24 protein-coding genes are annotated in these 18,669 nt (G+C 61.6%); 8 read left to right on the forward strand and 16 right to left on the reverse strand.

Features of this window, described 5'->3' with window-relative positions:
* Positions 1-2: 2 nt before the first annotated feature.
* The 12 genes from B6V73_RS17920 to B6V73_RS17975 form a co-directional block, all read right to left on the reverse strand.
* Positions 3-725 (reverse strand): TrbG/VirB9 family P-type conjugative transfer protein, encoded by a 723-nt coding sequence (locus B6V73_RS17920; RefSeq protein ID WP_088726003.1) that lies wholly within the window; start codon positions 723-725, stop codon positions 3-5.
* Positions 726-730: 5 nt separating this feature from the next.
* Complete coding sequence (locus tag B6V73_RS17925) at positions 731-1,411, reverse strand: type IV secretion system protein (protein WP_088726004.1); 681 nt, start codon at positions 1,409-1,411, stop codon at positions 731-733.
* A gap of 17 nt (positions 1,412-1,428) precedes the next feature.
* Entirely contained in the window at positions 1,429-2,442 is a 1,014-nt protein-coding gene (locus B6V73_RS17930; protein WP_088726005.1) for a type IV secretion system protein, read from the reverse strand.
* Entirely contained in the window at positions 2,443-2,868 is a 426-nt protein-coding gene (locus B6V73_RS17935; protein WP_088726006.1) for a hypothetical protein, read from the reverse strand.
* An 8-nt stretch (positions 2,869-2,876) separates the two neighbouring features.
* Positions 2,877-3,644, reverse strand: a complete 768-nt coding sequence (locus B6V73_RS17940; RefSeq protein WP_088726007.1) for a type IV secretion system protein — start codon at positions 3,642-3,644, stop codon at positions 2,877-2,879.
* A complete protein-coding gene (locus B6V73_RS17945) occupies positions 3,641-4,753 on the reverse strand; it encodes a lytic transglycosylase domain-containing protein (protein WP_088726008.1) in 1,113 nt (370 codons plus the stop codon). The genes B6V73_RS17940 and B6V73_RS17945 overlap by 4 nt, the downstream gene beginning before the upstream one ends.
* The gene (locus B6V73_RS17950) at positions 4,750-4,959 is read right to left on the reverse strand and encodes a hypothetical protein (RefSeq protein WP_088726009.1); all 210 of its coding nucleotides are present in this window, start codon (positions 4,957-4,959) and stop codon (positions 4,750-4,752) included. The genes B6V73_RS17945 and B6V73_RS17950 overlap by 4 nt, the downstream gene beginning before the upstream one ends.
* Positions 4,956-7,349, reverse strand: a complete 2,394-nt coding sequence (locus B6V73_RS17955) for a type IV secretion system protein B4 (protein ID WP_206185606.1) — start codon at positions 7,347-7,349, stop codon at positions 4,956-4,958. The genes B6V73_RS17950 and B6V73_RS17955 overlap by 4 nt, the downstream gene beginning before the upstream one ends.
* Complete coding sequence (locus B6V73_RS17960) at positions 7,324-7,602, reverse strand: VirB3 family type IV secretion system protein (RefSeq protein WP_088726011.1); 279 nt, start codon at positions 7,600-7,602, stop codon at positions 7,324-7,326. Before B6V73_RS17960 ends, B6V73_RS17955 begins: the two co-directional genes overlap by 26 nt.
* A gap of 111 nt (positions 7,603-7,713) precedes the next feature.
* Positions 7,714-7,995 (reverse strand): TrbC/VirB2 family protein, encoded by a 282-nt coding sequence (locus B6V73_RS17965; RefSeq protein WP_040181317.1) that lies wholly within the window; start codon positions 7,993-7,995, stop codon positions 7,714-7,716.
* A gap of 16 nt (positions 7,996-8,011) precedes the next feature.
* Positions 8,012-8,545, reverse strand: coding sequence for a lytic transglycosylase domain-containing protein (locus B6V73_RS17970; protein ID WP_168174934.1), 534 nt, complete (start codon positions 8,543-8,545; stop codon positions 8,012-8,014).
* Between the two features lie 103 nt (positions 8,546-8,648).
* On the reverse strand, positions 8,649-8,963 hold the full coding sequence (locus tag B6V73_RS17975) for a hypothetical protein (RefSeq protein WP_007120603.1): 315 nt from the start codon (positions 8,961-8,963) through the stop codon (positions 8,649-8,651).
* Positions 8,964-9,095: 132 nt separating this feature from the next.
* Between B6V73_RS17975 and B6V73_RS17980 the strand changes: the two genes are divergently transcribed.
* Complete coding sequence (locus B6V73_RS17980) at positions 9,096-9,674, forward strand: hypothetical protein (RefSeq protein ID WP_088726012.1); 579 nt, start codon at positions 9,096-9,098, stop codon at positions 9,672-9,674.
* Here B6V73_RS17980 and B6V73_RS17985 read toward each other — a convergent pair.
* From B6V73_RS17985 to B6V73_RS18000, 4 genes are all read right to left on the reverse strand, one after another.
* Positions 9,671-9,868 carry a hypothetical protein gene (locus tag B6V73_RS17985; RefSeq protein WP_088726013.1) on the reverse strand — a complete coding sequence of 66 codons (198 nt, stop codon included), beginning with the start codon at positions 9,866-9,868 and terminating at the stop codon, positions 9,671-9,673. The two genes, B6V73_RS17980 and B6V73_RS17985, sit on opposite strands and share 4 nt — an antisense overlap.
* 76 nt (positions 9,869-9,944) lie before the next feature.
* Positions 9,945-10,115, reverse strand: coding sequence for a helix-turn-helix transcriptional regulator (locus B6V73_RS17990; protein WP_240504174.1), 171 nt, complete (start codon positions 10,113-10,115; stop codon positions 9,945-9,947).
* Positions 10,116-10,368: 253 nt separating this feature from the next.
* Positions 10,369-11,223, reverse strand: a complete 855-nt coding sequence (locus B6V73_RS17995; protein ID WP_088726015.1) for a patatin-like phospholipase family protein — start codon at positions 11,221-11,223, stop codon at positions 10,369-10,371.
* A gap of 21 nt (positions 11,224-11,244) precedes the next feature.
* A complete protein-coding gene (locus B6V73_RS18000) occupies positions 11,245-11,880 on the reverse strand; it encodes a hypothetical protein (RefSeq protein ID WP_088726016.1) in 636 nt (211 codons plus the stop codon).
* Between the two features lie 287 nt (positions 11,881-12,167).
* Between B6V73_RS18000 and B6V73_RS18005 the strand changes: the two genes are divergently transcribed.
* From B6V73_RS18005 to B6V73_RS18035, 7 genes are all read left to right on the forward strand, one after another.
* A complete protein-coding gene (locus tag B6V73_RS18005) occupies positions 12,168-13,016 on the forward strand; it encodes a cytochrome ubiquinol oxidase subunit II (protein ID WP_143597942.1) in 849 nt (282 codons plus the stop codon).
* The gene (locus B6V73_RS18010; RefSeq protein ID WP_240504175.1) at positions 13,013-15,064 is read left to right on the forward strand and encodes a cbb3-type cytochrome c oxidase subunit I; all 2,052 of its coding nucleotides are present in this window, start codon (positions 13,013-13,015) and stop codon (positions 15,062-15,064) included. Before B6V73_RS18005 ends, B6V73_RS18010 begins: the two co-directional genes overlap by 4 nt.
* The gene (locus tag B6V73_RS18015) at positions 15,061-15,639 is read left to right on the forward strand and encodes a cytochrome c oxidase subunit 3 (protein WP_088726018.1); all 579 of its coding nucleotides are present in this window, start codon (positions 15,061-15,063) and stop codon (positions 15,637-15,639) included. The genes B6V73_RS18010 and B6V73_RS18015 overlap by 4 nt, the downstream gene beginning before the upstream one ends.
* Positions 15,636-15,956 (forward strand): cytochrome o ubiquinol oxidase subunit IV, encoded by a 321-nt coding sequence (cyoD, locus tag B6V73_RS18020; RefSeq protein WP_088726019.1) that lies wholly within the window; start codon positions 15,636-15,638, stop codon positions 15,954-15,956. The genes B6V73_RS18015 and cyoD overlap by 4 nt, the downstream gene beginning before the upstream one ends.
* Before the next feature lie 99 nt (positions 15,957-16,055).
* Entirely contained in the window at positions 16,056-16,460 is a 405-nt protein-coding gene (locus tag B6V73_RS18025) for a hypothetical protein (RefSeq protein ID WP_088726020.1), read from the forward strand.
* Between the two features lie 131 nt (positions 16,461-16,591).
* The gene (locus B6V73_RS18030; RefSeq protein ID WP_346426033.1) at positions 16,592-17,896 is read left to right on the forward strand and encodes a phospholipase D-like domain-containing protein; all 1,305 of its coding nucleotides are present in this window, start codon (positions 16,592-16,594) and stop codon (positions 17,894-17,896) included.
* Positions 17,893-18,603, forward strand: a complete 711-nt coding sequence (locus tag B6V73_RS18035; RefSeq protein ID WP_088726022.1) for an endonuclease/exonuclease/phosphatase family protein — start codon at positions 17,893-17,895, stop codon at positions 18,601-18,603. Before B6V73_RS18030 ends, B6V73_RS18035 begins: the two co-directional genes overlap by 4 nt.
* Positions 18,604-18,669: the final 66 nt, after the last annotated feature.

Consider the following 18,669-nt stretch of genomic DNA (forward strand, 5'->3'; position numbering starts at 1 on the left):
GGTCAGTTGCTCACGTAGATGGCGCTCTCGTCGCGCCAGGCACAGATGGCCTCGTCGCCGATGCGCAACGTCCAATAGCTGTTGACCCCGAGCACCCGGACCGTGTTGCCTTGCTGGGTCCAGTTCACGGTGCGCTCACGGCCCTGGTCATCGGCCTTGAAGAGGGCGGGCTGGCGACCGTTCTCCGGGAAAACGAAATACGTGTAGCGCCCGTCGTCATAGATATGGCTGGGGCGGAAGTCGCCGATCCCCGAGACGCGGTAGTTGTAGTTGCGCGAGGCCTCGAAGCCTTTGGGCTGGGTTGCACTCGCCGCGCGGCGTTCTTCGTCGGGGTAACGGAAGCGCACCTCGAAGAACATGCCGGTGCGGTTCGGAATCGAGCCCTCGCGCAGATGGAAGGAATAGGTGCGGCGGTTTGTGATGACCGTCATGTTGGTGGAGGCATTGGCCACATGCGGTTTGATCGTGAGCACATTGCCAAGCTCAGGGATTGGATCGACCTGGAAGCTTTCGGTGTCGCCGACGATCACGGCCTCAAACCGCTCCCCCGCCCCGAAATGAATCGTGGTCGAGTGCCGCAGATCGGTCTCGATCCGGTAGACCTGGTTTTCATCATAGACGGCGGTGCGAATGCGGATGTCGAGCGGGCCGCCTTGCGGCGTGGCCTCGGCATAGGCGGCAACAGGAAGGGCAAGCGCCAGGAGGAGCGCGGGCAGGGATTTCATGGGGGTCAGTTCTCCAGGGTCTCGGCGTCGACGCGGTAGGAGGTCACCACGAAGCCCAAGGGGTTGGCCCAGACGTCCTGAAGGCGCTGGCGGGTTTCGGGTTGGAAGTCGTAGCCGACGGTCGCCACGTAGGACCGGGTGACGGTGCGCGTGTCGCGCGGCCGGCGCAGCGTGCGGGTGAAGCGGACCTGGGCCACGCCGCGCTCGATCTGGTTGACGGACTTGATGACCACTTCGATCTTGGCGTCACGGCCATAGACGGTGATCGGATAGTCCTCATTGGTAGAGGACCAGAGATCGCGCAATGTGCGGGCGGCGTCGCCGTCCGAACGGTCCAGCACCGAGTTGATGCGTTGCTCGCCATCGGTCAGGTCATAGGTCTCTCGGTCGTCGACATAGGCCACGAGGTTCGCCTGGATAATGGCGTCGCTCTCGGAAAGCGTCAGCGCCTGGACAGCCGCAACCCGGTCCATCTCGCCGGTCTCCTTGTCGACCACGACCACGAAGGTCTCGGTGGATTTGAGGGGAAAGAGGCTCGCGCCCGCGACCATGCCGGCGACGCCGACCAGCACGCCGGCGGCTGCCACGAACCAGGCGAAGCGCTCGCGCCGCCTGGGCCCGTAGATGAAATCCGCCTCGAAAGCGTCGCGGTCGTGGTTCGCGGAACTGGTCACAAGCTTCTTCAAAGTCGTCGTCTTTCAAATCAGGGTTTTCGGAAGGCCTTGGCGGCCGAGAGAAGCGCGCCGGGGCTTTGCCGGATCAGCTCGCCTGTCTTCACCACTCCTGCATTGGCCATCTGGTTCAACTCGTGCGGAGATTTACCGGTGACGAGGCGTGAGGTCGCTCCGGTGCCATACTCCCGCGTGTTTACGAACCCCTGCCGCGCGAGGCCGGTCAGCCCCACGGCATTCGAGGCAATGCCGACAACGCCGGTGAGGTTGGAGGCGATGTAGGGGACCGAGGCCATGATCCCGGCGCTGAGGATCAGAATGACGAGGAAGGGCAGGATGAGGCTGACGGTCTCGACATCGCCCGGATCGGCGGAAGCATCCCCGATGGCCTCGGCGATGGCCACGATGATGCCGGCGGCGCCTGCGGCGGCGACGGGCATGAGCGCATAGCCGATGGTGGCGCGGGTCCATGCCTCGAAGAGGGACTGGGTCGGCTTGAACAGCGAGGTCACGATCATGAAGGGGGCGATCACGATCATCAGCGCGAAGACGATGCGGGCGAAGGCGATGATCCCGGCAGTGACGGCGGCAAAGACGGCGGAGAGGACAAAGAAGATGGCACCCAGAACCGCGCCGAAGACCCAGCCCGCGCGGTCGCCGATCGTGTCGCCATAGGCGGTGATGCGGGCGACCATGTTGTCGAGGCTCTCATAGACCCCGGCCTCGTCGCCCGAGCCGGTGAGCGCCAGGATCGAGGCGCCGACGGAATCGGGCACCTGCGTAGCGATGCCATAGATGACACTGAAATTATCCCAGCTCTGCGCGAATATCCCCACGAGCGCGATCTTCATGCCGAAAGCAAAGCCGGTACCGAAGGGCAGGGGGCGGAGTTGCATCACGGCGTTGATGCCGAGGAGGACGACAAGGAGCGTCGCGCCCGCCGAGATTACATTACCGACCGAGGCCGCCGAGGAGACAAAGCCGTCCTGCGCCACGGTATCCACCGCGGCGTCGACTTGGCCAAGGATGTCGCGAATGACCCCCATCTACTCCTCACATGCCTCCGCGATTTGCGCCTCGAGCGCGTCGGCTTGCGCGTAGAGATCGAGCACCTTGAACGGCAGGCGCGGGTTGTCCGAGGTCTGGAACCGGGGCAGGGCGTCAAGCGCCTGATCCCAGGGGAACTGATCCAGCAGGCAGGTGCAGCTCTCCGAGGCGAGCGTTTCTTCGGCAATCAGGATGCGCAGGATCGCACGGTATCCGTTGCGGAGATAGGCGGTTTCGGCCAGATCGGCGGGGGGTTTTGGGACACGGCATGTGTCGGCCTCATCCCGCGCGATGGCCATCGAGCTGAAGGGTGTATCGCCGGAAGGGTTTGTGCTTGGGGTCTGGGCCAACGCAACACTGGGCAGGGCGGCCACGACAAGTGCTGCGAGACCAAGAGACAGGATTGGCGCCAAGCTGCGGGTCATGGATTGTCTCATGGATCCACCGCCATCGAGCGGAATTTGCGCTCGTCCGCGAGGGTCGCGGCATCGACGACGCCCAGCTGGCCGGCGCTGACGCCTTGCGCGGCTTCCAGCCGCCAGATCTGGGTCAGGATGATGCCGAGCTCAGCGGTGACGCGGGTGTTGAGATCGACGGCGGCCTTCAGCCCGTCCTGGTCGTCGATGAGCCCGACCATGGTCTCGAGCCGTTCGAGGCTTTGGCCTGCCTCCTCGTGGCTTTCCTGCGCCGCGACGGACAGCATGGCGCTGGCCCCGGCCGAGGTGGCGATGCGGTTGTCGGCGGGCTGATCGGAGCCCGAGAGGGTGCTCAGGCGTTCCGAGGTGAAGCCGCTGCCAGACAGCACGCGCTCGACCGAGGCCGAGAGTTCTGCGCCGGGATTGAAACCGCTCAGGAAATCGCCGCTGGCCAAAGACTGCGCGGTGTTGAGCGGGGCCACCAGCTTGCCGCGCAGCGCTCGGAATTCTTCAACCGTGGCGAAGAGTTCTCCGAGCCCGCTGCCTTCAATGAGCGAGGTCAGTTGCGCCTCGAGGTTCGTCAGCTGCGACAGCTGGGTTTCCAGTTCCAGCCGCATGGTGGCGAGCTGCTGCATTTGCACATTCAGGTCCTCGGCCATGTGTTCGAGCTGTGCCACGAGCTGACCAAGCTGCGATCCATCGAAGGTCGGGACGCCTTGAGCCGATGCGGGCGAGGCGAGCCCGAGTGTGGTGACTGCGGCGACGGTCAGGAGAAGATGTCTCATTCGGAAACTCCCATCTGCATGAAGTCGCGCTCGGCCAGCCGGTCGGCGACGAGGTGCTGCGCGTGGGCCGCCTCGCGCTGCTGGTTGGCGGCCATCAGCCGGACGCGGAGGTTGAGGATGCGGCCGATCTCGGCCTTGGCGTAGGTGTTGAGCTCCCAGGCCGCCTTGGCGTTGGGCTGAGCATCGATCTGCAGGATGATCGCGCGGAGGCGATTGATGACCTGTTCTGTGGTGGCCGAACTGTCGGCGGCGTAATAGACGCCCGCCTCGGAGATGCTGGCATATTCGGCGAGCGCAAAATCCGAGGGCGAGAGCGTGCCGAGCGCGTCGGCACCGCCCACGACAGCCAGGTATTCGTTGTAGAACTTCGAGATGTTTCGGACGTAGCCTTGGGTTTCGGCAAAGGGCGGCACGCCACCATATTCGATGACCCGACCGGGGCCTGCGTTATAGGCCGCAAGTGCATGGGGGATATTGCCGAAGCGGTTGAGCTGGGTCGTAATGTAACGCGCGCCGCCGCGCAGGTTGTCCTTCGGGTCATAGCGGTCGACGCCGAGATCGGAGGCGGTGCCAGGCATGAGCTGGGTCAGGCCATAGGCGCCGACCGGGCTTTGTGCCGCGACGTTGAAGCGGCTTTCCTGCTTGATCAGGGCCTGGAAGAGGCAGCGCCACTGGGTGGCCGAGAGACCGGCGCGGGCCACACCGGGCGCGCCTGCGAACTCGCCCGCGACCTCTACGATCATCATCTCGACCGTCTCGCGTCCCTCGCCGAAGAGACGGCTGTTCATCGGGCTTGGATCGGTATTGGGATAGACCGCCGCTACGCCAAAATCCGCATTGCCTTCGAGGGCGCGGATATCAAATCCGGGGCCGGTGATGGCCGCCGTCATCTCTTCGAGGACGCGCAGTTGGTCGGCCTGGACATCGGCCAGCGTAGACTCGGTCCGATCCTTGTCCCGCTGGACGCCGAGATCTTCGGCGAACGCCGTCACCCGGGCGATGGCGCGGCCAATGGCGGAATTATCCTGCGTCGGGACGCCCTGGGCATGCGCGGGCAGGGCACCAAGACCGAGGCAGAGCCCGGCGGATATGATCGCGGCGCGGTTCATTCCGGACGGGGCAGGGGCTCGAAGGTGCAGTCGGGTTTGGCCGTCTCCTGAGCCGGTGCGCCCATGGTCGAGAAGGAAAGCGCGGACCGCGTCACCTGCGGCGCGCCATTGCGTCCGAAGCAGGGCGAGGTTTTCTCGGTGTATTTCTCGCAAGCGGCGAGCAGGCTAGCGGCGGCGCAAAGCGCGAGGAGGGGTTTTGAACTCATATCACATGTCTCCAGAAATCGGGATTGGCGCGCCAATCGGCGGGCACGCGGGCTTCGCCGGTGGCGCCGCCGCCAAGGATGGGAAGGAGATCGCCAAGTGCTGAGAGGTCCGCATCGACGAAGACGCTGTCGCCCGCCGAGCGCACAAGCGCGATGCGCTGGCCAATGGTGGGCTGCACGAGAAGGGCAGCCTCCTTGGCGTTCACGCGGAGAAAATCGTAATCGGAGACCGTGGCGCGATCGTTCGGGAAGAGGATCTGGGTTGGCACCGTCTCGACGATGGTCTTGCCGACGCGGCTGTCGCGCAGCTGGCTCGGATACTGCGTCATCATGATCACGACGCAGTTCATCTTGCGTAGCGTCACCAACCAGTTTTCCAGCCGCGCCCCGAAGTAGGGATCGTCGAGAAGCTTCCAGGCCTCATCAAGCACGATGATGGTGGGGCGGCGATCCTCGACCACGCGTTCGATCTGGCGGAAGATATAGGAGAGCACCGCCATCCGCTCGGTGGTCATGTCGAGGATCTCGGTCATGTCGAAACCGATGATGTCGGAGGCCAGTTCAAGCCCGGCACCCTGTTCCGGCTCATCGAAGACCCAGCCGTAGCGGCCGCCCGGGGCCCATTCGGCGACGCGGGACTGCAGCTCACCATCGTCATCGAGCGATTGGAACAAGGTCTCAAAGCTTGCGAAGCGCCGGAGGGAGCCCTCGGCATGGGCATTTTGCGAGACCGCGCTCTGGATGTGTCGGGACTGCTCGCCCGTGAGAGTTCCATTGCGTGTGAGAAGTGTCGCAAGCCAATCCGAGAGCCAAGCGCGGCCACGTTCATCGATTTCGGTATCGAGGGGGTTCAAGCCCGAAGGCACCCCGGCACGGATTTCGTTGTAGCGGCCACCAAGGGCGCGGACCGCCATTTCGAGTCCGCGATCCTTGTCGAAGAAGAAGAGCCGCGCGCCGACCCTCTGCGCTTGGGCCGCAAGGAAAGCCGTGGTCAGTGTCTTGCCGGTGCCGGTGCGCCCGAGCACAAGCGTATGGCCGACCGTTGGTTCCTTGCCTGGGCTGCCCGCCTCGTGGAAATTGAACCGATAGCCCGAAGTGCCGACCGTCGGCAGGACCGAGATCGTCTGGCTCCAGGGCGACTGGTCTGGGCCACGTCCTTCGACGCTGCCGTGAAGCGCTGCGAAGTCGGCGAAGTTGATCGAGGAAATCGGCGTCTTGCGGGCGCGATAGCCGAAATTGCCGGGAGATTGCGCGAAGTAGGTGGCTTTCAGCGCCATGTTTTCGCGGACAATCACCGACATGATCTCCTGGCCGACGCGCTTGATCTGGGCGGCGGCACGTTCGAGCGTGTCGCGGTCTGGCGCATAGACGGCGATGGAGAGGTGATGGTCGCCAAAGGCGATGCGGCCCGCTTCCTGGTCGTCGGCGGCTTGGCCGAGCTGTTCCCGCAGGGAGACGGCGGCATCGTCAGAGGCGTGCATCTGGCGGATGATGCGCTGGATGCGTTCGGCCATGATGTTGTTCGGGATCGGGCTGAAGGAGTTCGTGAGCACGATGTCGAGCGGCAGGTCGAGCGCGTCGAGAAGGGTTACATCCGTCAGTGCCGGATAGGTCTTCATCGAGAAGAGCGCGCCGTATTTGACCTGACCGGTCACGGCGTCGGTCAGCGTGACGACGTCGCCGTCGAAGGTCGCGCGGCAGTTGCTCAAGGTATGGGAGAGGGGCAGGGCGCTTTGTCCGAAGCCGATGGGGGAGAAGCTGCCTGCGTTCAGTGTGTTGAGATAGCCCAGCCACTCGCCGCCCGATTTCGTGAGCCTGAAGGGGTTCGCCGAGGCAAGTGCCACCGCGAAGAAGCCCATGACCTCGTTCAGCTCCTGCATCCGCGTCGCGCGGTCCTTGACCCAGGCTTTGCGGGCCAGCGCGCGCAGGAGCGGTATGCGCGCGGAGATGTCAGGGCGCCGGATCACGCTGAGATAGAGTTGGCGTTTGGCCGGGCGCAGGTCTTTGACATGGGCTTGCCAGCGGGCATCGATCGCGGCGGCGAAACTGTCCCCCTCGATCGCACGCATCCCCAAATCCTGTGGCACGGAGATCCGGTGGATGTAGAAGCCGAAAGCGTTGCCGGTCTGGGCAACGATGGCCGCGACCGCGCGTTTGAGCGCGTCGAGCCGGCCGTCCTCAGTGGTCATCGGGTTCAGACCATCAAGGCGGAGGGTCGCCATCAGATCGCCCTCCCGCAGCACCATCACATCGTCATCGGCGAGGGCAAAATACGGCAGGTGTTCGGCGAGATAGCTCTCCCGCGCGAACTCCCCGCCGCCCGCTTGATGCAGGGCTGTTCCGTGAGTGGAAAGTGTGCCCGCATCAAGCGCCAAAGCTGTCACCCCCATGCAGGGCCCGGTTCTTCGTCGAACGCACCGATCCGTAGGAGACGCGCAGCACCTCGAAGAAATGCGGCTCGCGGTCGGCGACGAACCAGAGGATCGGATAGGCGATGAGACCAATCAGGAAGAAGACCATCGACTTCGTCCAGATGAACGGCAGAACGACCCCGGTCGCCAGCACCACGAGGTATCCGACAGGGAGACCCAGATACTTGGGCGGACGGGCGAGTCCCAGAAAAAGGGGGGATCGTTCTGCCATAGGGTGATATTCCGGCTTAGAAGGAAATGTGTGTCCGGAGAGGGACCCGAGGCAGCGTTTGCGAAGCACAACGCGTTCGGGTCCCTCGTAGGACGCTATTTTGCCGGAATGTCACGAGAAACCGTCAACGATGGTGCCGGCCGAGAAGATCAGCACGATCCCGATGATGACCGAGGCGAACCAGCCCCAGTTGAGACGCCCCATCATGCACATGAAGCCGGTGCCGATGACGGCGAGCGTGGCGACCGCAATTCCGATCGGACCGGTGAGCGCGGCCTCGACGGTTTCCAGCATGGTCTGGATCGGCGACAAGTCCTGCGCGAGAGCGGGTGTTGCGAAAGCCGCCAGGGTTGTGGCGACAGGCAAGAGGCGGCTGAGGCGATGTCGAAGCATGCGAAGTTCCCTTGTTTTACTGAAGTTCAATGAGGACCGGCGCGCGGACTGGAACCCGGTCCGCGACGTGAGTGTCCGGCGTGGAAACAGGTGTGCCTGCCAGCCGGGACCGGATCCGATGGATGCGCGCGATGTAGTCGCGGGTCTCGGTGAAAGGCGGGACACCGGAATATTCGACCACGCGGTGTGGCCCGGCATTATAGGCTGCCAGCGCCAGGTCGATGTCCTTGAACGCTCCGAGTTGTGCGAGCAGGTAGCGCGCGGCGCCGTCGAGGTTCTGGGAGGGATCGCGCGGATCGACTCCGAGGCTGCGGGCCGTGTCTGGCATCAGCTGGCCAAGACCGTAGGCACCCTTGGGGCTCACGGCAGTCGGATTGTAGCTGCTTTCGGCCTCGACCAGCGCTTGGAAAAGGACCAGCCAGTCGTCCTCATCGAGGCCGACCTGCCGCAGGGCACGGTTCCCCTGGTGCCGGTCAGCAGTCGTGCGGATCAGGGAGAGGATGTCGTCGCGGCCAGACGGCGGTGTGGCATCCAGCGAGGCAAGAACCACCCCGGCCTCAGCGCTATCACTCAGCCCCACCCACGCAGGCCGCGCGCCATGAAACGTCCAGCCAGAGGTCCGGGCCGCCCCATCACGCCCGAAAGCGATGACGTCAGCCGCGCTCCTCGAGGGTGATGCTGTAGTCAGGACCAAAGCGCAGATCGCGCCCGTCACCGAACTCGAGATGATGTTTGAAGAGCCCCGGCCATATGTTGAAATACCGCGGCTCTGGCCCGTGCGGGGTGATCCGGGTCGAGACCAGAATGGCTTCCGGCTCGCCCTCGCGCAGGTAGATGCACTGGTAGCGCGGCTTGCCATCGTCCGTGAACCCCACGAGTTCATACCGGCAGCGGAACGCTATGCCCTGTTCGGACAGGTCTTTGACACCATCGATGGTGATCAGGATCTGGTTGCGCGCTATCGGCATGTTCGGACTCTCCCCACGAGAGCCCTTCTACTTCACGACACTAAGGCCATAAAGTCATATGGAGTCAATACGACATATTGCAGATAATAACATATTGCACGATAGTTGCCGCAACTTTTGCGGGAGAGCGACATGAGACGACAGGCGATGGCAGCTGCAATGGGGGTGATGGCGGTGTTCGGAGCCCCTGAGAAGGCGCAGGCCTATGACATCGACTGCGCCATCATGCTCTGCATGGCTGGCGGCTTCCCCCCGAGCGCAGTCTGTGCACGGGCCTATCGCACCATGATCCGCCGTATCACGCCCTGGCCGAGCCTGCCGCCCTTCGGGGTCTGCACCTTTGCCCATGTGCCGGTCGAGCTGGGCGGGCCGGGCGGGGAGGGCGAGCTCGACACCAACTTGCCTGAATACGAGTGGCTGAATCGGACCCATGTGATCTGGTTCACCGGGCGCTCCTACGAGCCGCGCGACGAGCCGCGACAGTGGGATTGGTCGATCCGCTCCTGCGATCGCGAGAATCGGACCTGCAGTTACATCCAGCGGGTCTACGGATCCCACACGCCCTGGCCCGCGACATTCATCTCGGAAAGCGGTCAGGAGATCGCCTATCCAAGCGGCGGTGGCCTTTGGTACTTCTATTCCCGCAGCATCATGGTCGAATACGGCGACTACGAGGGCAACATGCGCCACTCGGAGTGGTTCTCCTACTAATCGTGGCTGTCCGGAAGCTTGAGTGAAACTGTCCGTACTACGACAAGTGTATGGTCGTAACTGCATGGATCCACAAACTGGCGGCGGCTCACGCTTCCATCATCCCAGCGGTAGTCGGTAAACACATGGGTTTCGTTCATTCCGTCGATGATAAACCCTTCCTGGAAGGGCCAGCCTGTCTTTTTCTTCGCCATGTACCCGCGCTACTCGTACCGTTCTTGCCGTTTTGACTTTTGAAATTGCGGCGGGATCAAAGCCTCAGGAAGCGGATTAACGCCTCGCGAAGAGCTCTTCGGGATCGACATTGAGCGCCTTGGCGATGCGTTCGAGAAGGTCGAGGGAGGCCGCAAATTTCGAGTTCTCGAGCCTGCCCATGTGACCGCGGCTTACGTTGGCCTGATGAGCAAGCGCTTCCTGGCTGAGGCCGCGGGCGCGTCTCAAGTCCTGTATGTTCAATGCTACACGGTCCCGCAAGTTCATGCCCGCGAAACGGGCACGATGCACGAAATATCGCCACGCGATATATGTTACATTCGGAGGTGAGGGAGCAGAAAAGTCGAAAATCGGTGCTTAGAGATAGAGGACCAATTTGCATGCAGTTCCGGGTACTTGGTGTTGCGGATGCTACTAGGGCGAGTGGTGGTTGCCGTCAATACACCATGACACGAAATAGCGTTTGTACGCATAATGAAGTTTATGTTAATTGTTTACGGCCGTCTGTAGGCGGATCGTCCAGCAAACGACTGATTTCGACCTTGGCTTTCTCGCGAAGCGGCTTCGTCTCCTCCAATATTTGCCGCGCGTGCAAGAAATCGAGCGAGCGAAAATTGTCCACCGGCGGGCGCAGCAATAATGTTTCAGGAAATTTCGCTGCCGTATGCTTTACGATGGACATCTGCATCAACTGGTTGGAAGCGTAAACAGCATCGATCTTGTTCGGTCGCCCAAACGCCTGGCCCTGTGTGCCGCCCGAGACATCGACGGCGACGACGTGATCAGCCCTGCCCTGAACGAGGTCCAGCGGGCACGGGTTCGTCGCGCTGCCGTCAATATAGAAGTGCCCGCCAAACTCCACCGGCAGAAAAACTGCTGGGATCGCCGACGACGCAGCCATCGCCGGCAGCAAATGTCCGGACTCGAATACCGTGGTCGATTGTTCAAAGTAATCCGTGGCGGCGATCTTCAGAGGGATCTTCAGGTCTTCGAACCGTGGTGGCAATTCAGGTGGCAGAAAGACACCAAGAATGCGTTCCAGATTTAGCTCCGCGATCCGTAAGCCACCTTCCTCGAAAAACGTCTCCAGATTGGCCGGCCGCGTCCGGAATACATCGCTGAGCAACCGTCGACGATTGCTGACGCGGTCGAGGACAAAGTCTTTGATCTCGGCGCCAGACATTCCGGCGCATCTGGCACATCCGATGATCGATCCGATCGAAGTGCCGGCGATCATGCTGGGTGAGACTCCAAGGTCTTCGAATGCTTCCAGAACGTGAATATGTGCGAGGCCTCGCGCGCCACCCGCGCCAAGAGCCAATGCGATTGTGGTCAAACCCGTTCCCTACTCCGCTTCTCAATATCTTCCAAAATCAACGCGATCCTGAAACGTGTACGGGTCGAAAAACTCAAGGGGATGCTCGTCGAACTGTTCATACCTCGTGACGGTGTGGGCGGATGTCGAATGGGCACCCGCCTCTTTCAGAATTGCGATTATTGCCGGTTCACGCTCAGGGCGGCTCACGTCGACCGATATGACCAGATGCCCAAACGACAGTTGCTCTTCAAGAAATTTTGCATGGTGCCGGCCAATGAACCCCCGCAGCAAAGTCCCGACACCTGCCCCGGCAGAGGCGCAGGCGGCGGCGGCCAAAGCAGCGAATGCGATCGTGCCTCCACTTGCGACGACGGCCAGACCCGCACCAGCGCCGCCAATATAGGCCGGAACACCGAGGGCAAGCGCCTTGTCGGTTTTAAGGCTCTTGGCATCCTCGAAAATGGGTTCAGGAAGCTGCTCATCCTCAAGGTCTTTTTTGGCTTTGCCGTAAACATGGCTGAGCTTCTTGTTCACAGCGTCGTGGCTTGCCATCAAGTGAATCGCATCCCGATGGATCCCGCTGTCCAGTAGTCGTTCGGTCGCCATCTCGAACGCTTTGGCATTCTCGAAATACCCGAGGACCTCTCTGACCTCGTAGGCTTCCAAATCACCCATCACCAACTCCTAAAGCAATGTCCAATTGTCTCAAGAAGCCCACCAATCAACATCTATCCGCGTGGTCCAGATCAGGAAACATGATCTAATTGCTTCCTCGATGCGGTGGTCAAGAAGTGTGCCCCTCGAGCATTCTCTGGGTCGGTCCGTATTCGGAACCGGCCTCCTCAGAAAGATCGCTTACCACCGCGCATGGTAGCAAGCGCAGAAACTTGAAAAATTCGTAAGGTGCAATGTCCGGACAGTATCGCCTATGGTCTGACGTTATGCACCTCGGAATATCTCCCTTGCGCTTCGCAGGCACTGCATTGATTTCGACCTTTCCAGCCAACCTTCTGGCGCAAGGGTCCCTTCTGGAACCAGTGGGGCCCGTCGCGGCCAGTGAACTTGCGCTGCTGAAGGAGACACTGTTCCTCATGCTGCCGGTTCTTGTCGTGGTTGTGCTCGCCATAGGCATCATCGCATGGCGGTTTCGGGCGCGCACGCCGGTAGGACGGCATACACCTGATGCGGACGGATCACGCCCGCTGGAACTGGCAATCTGGGGGCTGCCCTCAGCAATCGTCATCGCGATTGGCCTGCTGGTTCTGACCAGCACCCGTGCCCTCGATCCGACACGACCCATCGGTGACGAGCCGCCGATCGAGGTCGAGGTTATCTCCTACGACTGGAAATACCTCTTTCTTTATCCTGAGGAGGGAATTGCCAGCGTCAACACACTGGTTTTCCCGGTCGGTCGCCCTATCCGGCTGCGCATGACGTCGGACGCCACGATGTCGGCGTTGATGGTTCCGGCGCTCGGTGGACAGATCTATGCAATGGCCGGAATGGTCACGGTTCTGAACCTGGAAGCGCTGGAACCTGCGGTGCTGGAAGGCCGCAATGCGCTTTACAACGGTGATGGGTTCGTAAACCAGCACTTCCGTGTGCAGGCCCTTCCACCGGACGACTTTGAACAATGGGTCGCGGCCGCCCGGTCAGAACCGGCCTTAGGCGATGGCGCCCTCAGAGATCTGCGCCGTTCAGGCCCGGCCGATCCGGAAATTTTCGGAAGCTATCCAGCGGGCCTTTTCGAAACCGTGCTCGACCGCTACGCCTCTCCCGTCAAGATCGTGCAAGAGAGGCGACATCCATGATGGACTGGTCCACTCTGTACGGGCGGCTGGATTACGGCGCTCTGCCCTTCTACAGCCCGATCGCATTCGCAGGTGCCGCTGTCACAGTACTGGCGGGAGTTGCCGTGGTCGCGATCGTACTCTGGACGCGGTCACTCCCGATGCTCTGGCGAGACTGGCTGACATCAACCGACCACAAGAAGCTCGGCATCATGTATGTGGTGCTCGCACTTGTCCTGCTGCTGCGCGGTTTCGTCGATGCGCTGATGATGCGGGCACAGCAGGCTTTCGGCCTGAACGATGGTGGTTACTTGCCGCCGGAACATTACGATCAGATCTTCTCGGCGCACGGCACGATCATGATCCTCTTCATGGCGATGCCATTCCTGACAGGGCTAATGAACTTCGTCGTGCCACTCCAGATCGGCGCGCGCGATGTCGCCTTTCCGCGACTCAACAATATCAGCTTTTGGCTGACCGCCGCGGGCGCCGGGCTGGTGCTGATTTCACTGGTGTTGGGCAAGTTCAGCCAAGCGGGCTGGACGGGCTATCCGCCGCTCTCCGAGCGGGAGTTCAGCCCCGATACGGGCGTGGATTACTGGATTTGGGCGCTGCTGGTCAGCGGTGTCGGTACGACGCTGACGGGGATCAATTTCATCGTCACCATCGTCAAGCGTCGCGCCCCGGGGATGACCTGGATGCGTCTGCCGATGTTCACCTGGACGGCGCTCTGCGCCTCGATCCTAATCGTCTTGGCCTTCCCCGCCCTGACCGTCGCGGCCGCCCTTCTGGGCCTCGATCGCAATCTGGGGATGCACTTTTTTACCAATGACGGCGGCGGTAATCCTATGCAGTTCGCCAATATCATCTGGATGTGGGGGCACCCGGAAGTCTACATCCTGATCCTGCCGGCCTTCGGTGTGTTTTCAGAGGTGGTCGCAACATTCTCGACCAAGCGGCTCTTCGGCTATGCCTCGCTGGTCTGGGCGACGATGGTGATCGCCATTCTTGCCTTCACCACTTGGCTGCACCACTTTTTCACGATGGGATCGGGGGCGAGCGTCAACGCCTTTTTCGGGATCACGACCATGATCATCGCCGTGCCGACCGGGGTTAAGATCTTCGACTGGATCTTGACGATGTGGGGCGGGCGGGTTCGGTTCGAGCAGCCGATGCTGTGGACGCTCGCCTTCCTGATCTCGTTCACCATCGGCGGAATGACAGGCGTGATGCTGGCTGTGCCGGCGGTGGACTACGTGCTGCACAACTCCACCTTCCTTGTCGCCCATTTCCACAACATGCTGGTGCCCGGCGCGCTCTTCGGGTTCTTCGCGGGATACACCTACTGGTTTCCGAAGGCTTTCGGGTTCCGGCTCGATGACCGCTGGGGGCGGCGGGCGGTATTTTTCTGGGCGACAGGCTTTTGGGTCGCGTTCACGCCGCTCTACTGGCTGGGCCTGAAGGGGATGGTGCGGCGGATGCAGAGCTACGACGTGCCCCAATGGCAGCCCTGGCTGGTGCTGGCGGCGGTTGGCGCGGTCCTGGTACTTTGCGGGATCATCTGCCAGATCATTCAGCTGAGGGTCAGCATTCGTGACCGCGTCGCCTTGCGCGATCCGACCGGCGACCCCTGGAATGGGCGCACTCTGGAATGGGCAACCCCATCCCCCGCACCCGCCTGGAATTTCGCGCACCCACCGCAGGTTGACGGGCGCGACGCATTCTGGCGCAGCAAGGCGCGCGGGATAGCCTATGCCGATGCGAGACCTATCGAGGCGATCCACCTCCCGAGGGGCACTTTGTGGGGCATCATCATTGGCGGATTGGCCTTCGCGCTGGGTTTCGGCGTGGTCTGGTGGATGTGGTGGCTGGCGGTCGCCGCAGTCATCGGACTTGTCGTCGCGATCATACTGATATCCCTGCGCCCACTGGAGGAGGTGACCGTGCCGCAAGAACGCATTGCCGCAGCGGATGCCAGATGGCGCAAGGAGGCCGCAAGCGGATCGCGATGGGACGGCGATCCGCTGAGTGATCACCGGCACGAACTTGCGGCCGAGCCCGCCCAATGACAGCGCACCACGATACCACCTCCGAGCAGGCCTTCGGCTTTTGGCTGTTCCTCATGGGAGACGTGGTGATCTTCGCACTGCTCTTTGCGACATATGCCGTCATGGCTCCCGCGACGGACGGTGGACCGGCGGCGGGCGCGGCACTCTTTTCGCTGGGCAAAACGGCAACTTATACCGGGCTGTTGCTGACCAGCAGCCTGACCTTCGGCTTTGCAACCCTTTCTTTCCGCGACAACGACACAGGGCGCTTCGTGCTCTGGACAGGCCTTAGCTTTGCGCTCGGCCTTGCCTTTCTTCTCATCGAGTTCGATGAGTTCAGGGCGCTGATCGGCGACGAAGCGGGGCCGGGACGAAGCGGGTTTCTATCTGCCTATTTTACGCTTGTCGGCACCCACGGGTTGCACGTCGCAATAGGGCTTTTGTGGATGGCCGTCGTGACCTGCCGCAGCCTCGTTTCGCCTGCCGATCCACATCTTGCCGCAAACGTCGAGCGGCTAGCGATGTTCTGGCATCTCGTCGGGCTCGTCTGGGTCGCGATCTATTCCATCGTCTATCTTCCGGCGCTTGTACCATGACCGATATCAAACGACACCGCGCCGAACGAAGCAGCTATCTGACGGGCTATTTGCTGGCTCTCGTGCTGACGGCAATTCCCTTTTCACTTGTTCTTTTCGGCGGCCTGTCCAGACCTTGGACAGACGCGCTGATTGCCTTCTTTGCCGTCGCACAGATCGTCGTGCACCTGCGATATTTCCTGCATATCGATCTGACCCACACACCACGGGAAAATCTGCTGGCGCTGGCCCTAACTGCCTTGATCGCCGGCATCATGGCCGGCGGCAGCTTGTGGATCATGGCGAGCCTGTCACGGCAAATGGCCATGGGCGGCTGAACCGTCTCTGCGGTTCAGAACCTTGCGTATCTGTAAAGTGACAAACGCGCGGTCACGGTCATGCTTTAGGCACATACAATCAATCCGGGAATCAAATCGATGATCAGACAACTCATTCTCTCGACCGTGACAGCCCTGATGGTGCCGGGCATCGCCCTCGCGACCCCTCTCGACTGCCCCGTCCCGTCAGAAGTCCTTGCTGCCGCTGGGGGAGCGGCCGACGGGATTTCAATCGACAAACTCGGGGGCACGATCGGTTCGACCGTTGCTGTGGGTGGCGATATCCATCCGATTGCGAACAGGTTGAAACAGGACCTGTCTGGCACACAGGACGCTGAAGTCGCCAACATAATGATTGCGGCCTACTGCCAGTATCTTCAAACAGCTGATCTTGGTGGACAGGACAAACCGGAGCTTCTGACCCGTTTCGAGCAGATTGCTTACGACGCCGTTTTCAGCCCGCCGACCCAGGAAAAGCACGAGGGCGGATGGCTTTTTGATTGACCACCGCGCTCGGCTAAAGGTCCATCCTGATCCGAGTAACCCGCCTAGGCCCACACCACGGGCTAGAAATAGAACGGAGACGAACGCTGCATTGGCTCACACAACACGGATTGATTGTCGTCGGCGTCCTTGTGGTCGCAGTCGCCATAGTCTTCGTTCTACAGCAGCGCCGGACTCCGCAATCCGCGGCGGCCTGGATTCTGTTCATGCTGATCCTGCCCTACGTGGCTATCCCGCTGTTCCTGATGCTGGGGTTCCGAAAACAAGGCTCTCGCTTCCCCGCCATCCAGTTCACGAACTTTGACGCGGGAACGGTTGACGCCCCTGCCGCTGATCTGTTGCGCCAGATGGGTGCGCCGCAACCGACCGGTGGCAACACGCTGACCCTTCTCGACACTGCCGACACCGCGCGGGCCGCGCTCGATGAGTTGATCAACGGGGCGCAAGAAACACTTGATATCCTGTTCTACATTGTGGCGCCCGATCCCGTTGGGGAACGTTTCGTCGAGAAACTGACCACAAAGGCAAAAGCGGGCGTGAAGGTGCGGTTGAACATCGACCGCCTCGGCACCTTGCGCAGGCCGCACCGTGCGCTTGATGCGCTGCGGGCAGCGGGCGGAGAGGTCCGCTATTTCTCTCCGTTTCTACACCCACCCGACAACGGGCACCTCAATCTGCGCAACCACCGCAAATTGGTGATTGCCGACCGCGCGCGGGTCTGGACAGGCGGGCGCAATGTCGGGGCGGAATACCTCGGGACCGGCCCGGATGTCTGGACTGATCTGAGCTTTACCGTCACCGGGCCTGCTGTGCAGCCTTTCATCGACGTCTTCGCCTCCGACTGGGATGTCACCGGCAGGGCAGTGAGCGGAGATTTGCATCGCGCCGAGACGACAGGGGGCACCGCGGTCTTGCAGGTTGTCCCCTCCGGTCCTGACGAACCGGAAGACGTATTGCATGACGGGTTAGTGACATTGATCCATCGGAGCCGTGCGCGGGTTTGGGTCGCAACGCCGTATTTCGTACCAACCGAAGAACTGCAGGCCGCGCTTGCGTCAGCGGCACGCCGCGGCGTCGATGTGCGTCTCCTGCTGCCGGATATATCAAACCAGCGCACAGCCGATTTCGCCCGTGGCCCCTATCTGCGCGAGCTTCAGGCAATTGGTGTCAAGATAAACAGGTTCACCGCAGGTATGCTTCATGCTAAGGCCGGACTGATCGACGATGTCGCCTGGGCCGGGTCCGCGAATTTTGACGTCCGGTCGCTACTGCTCAACTTCGAGCTTGCGCTATTCTGCCACGACGCGCCAACAGTCAGACAAATCGAAGACTGGTATCTTGCGAAGAGCAAGAATTGCGAATTGGGTGTCAGCGAGGCATCGCTGCCGATGCGGATCGTCGAAGGCGTGTTTCGGCTTGGAGCGCCGGTTCTGTGACGCAGACGATCCGGGTGGCGTCCTACAACATGCGCAAGGCGGTCGGCACCGATCGTCGCCGCGACCCCGAGCGCATTTTGCGGATTATCAGCTCGTTATCGGCAGACATCGTTGCTTTGCAGGAGGCGGACCGGCGGCTGCCGCCACGCGAACCCGTGCTCGACCGAGATCAGATTTTTGCATCTACAGGCCTAGTTCCGGTCGCTTTTGATCATGGACGCAACAGCCTGGGGTGGCACGGGAATGCCTTGCTGATCCGTCCCGACTTCGAAATCCTCGACCGGTCCCATTTCGATCTGAAGGGAGGAGAACCACGCGGCGGGGTATCCGTCAGTCTGGTGACCGATCTTGGCATGCTCCGGGTCTTCGGCATTCACCTCGGCCTGTTGCGTGGCACCCGCAGACGCCAGCTTTCTGCGCTGAAGGCGGCAAGCGAAAAGACGAAGAAACCCACAGTCGTACTGGGTGACTTTAACGAAAGGTCGCTTCGCATTGGTCTGGGTCGAATGGCGCGAGATTACCACATACGGGATGCCGGACCGACCTACCACAGCCGTCGGCCCGTCTTCGCACTGGATCGTATTGCGCATTCGCATGACATTCGAACGGTTTCGATCGGCCGGATGCTGGATGATGATGCGCGAAAGGGCTCGGATCACCTGCCGATTTTTGCCGATTTGGACCTACCGACCGTTCCCGCGCTATAGGCCGCAAATAGTCGAATCTCGAAAAGCATGGCGTTACCTTACATTTTCGTAAGTGGTGCAGGCATC

The sequence above is a fragment of the Thioclava sp. JM3 genome (genome assembly GCF_002213185.1).
Classification (GTDB): Bacteria; Pseudomonadota; Alphaproteobacteria; order Rhodobacterales; family Rhodobacteraceae; genus Thioclava; species Thioclava nitratireducens.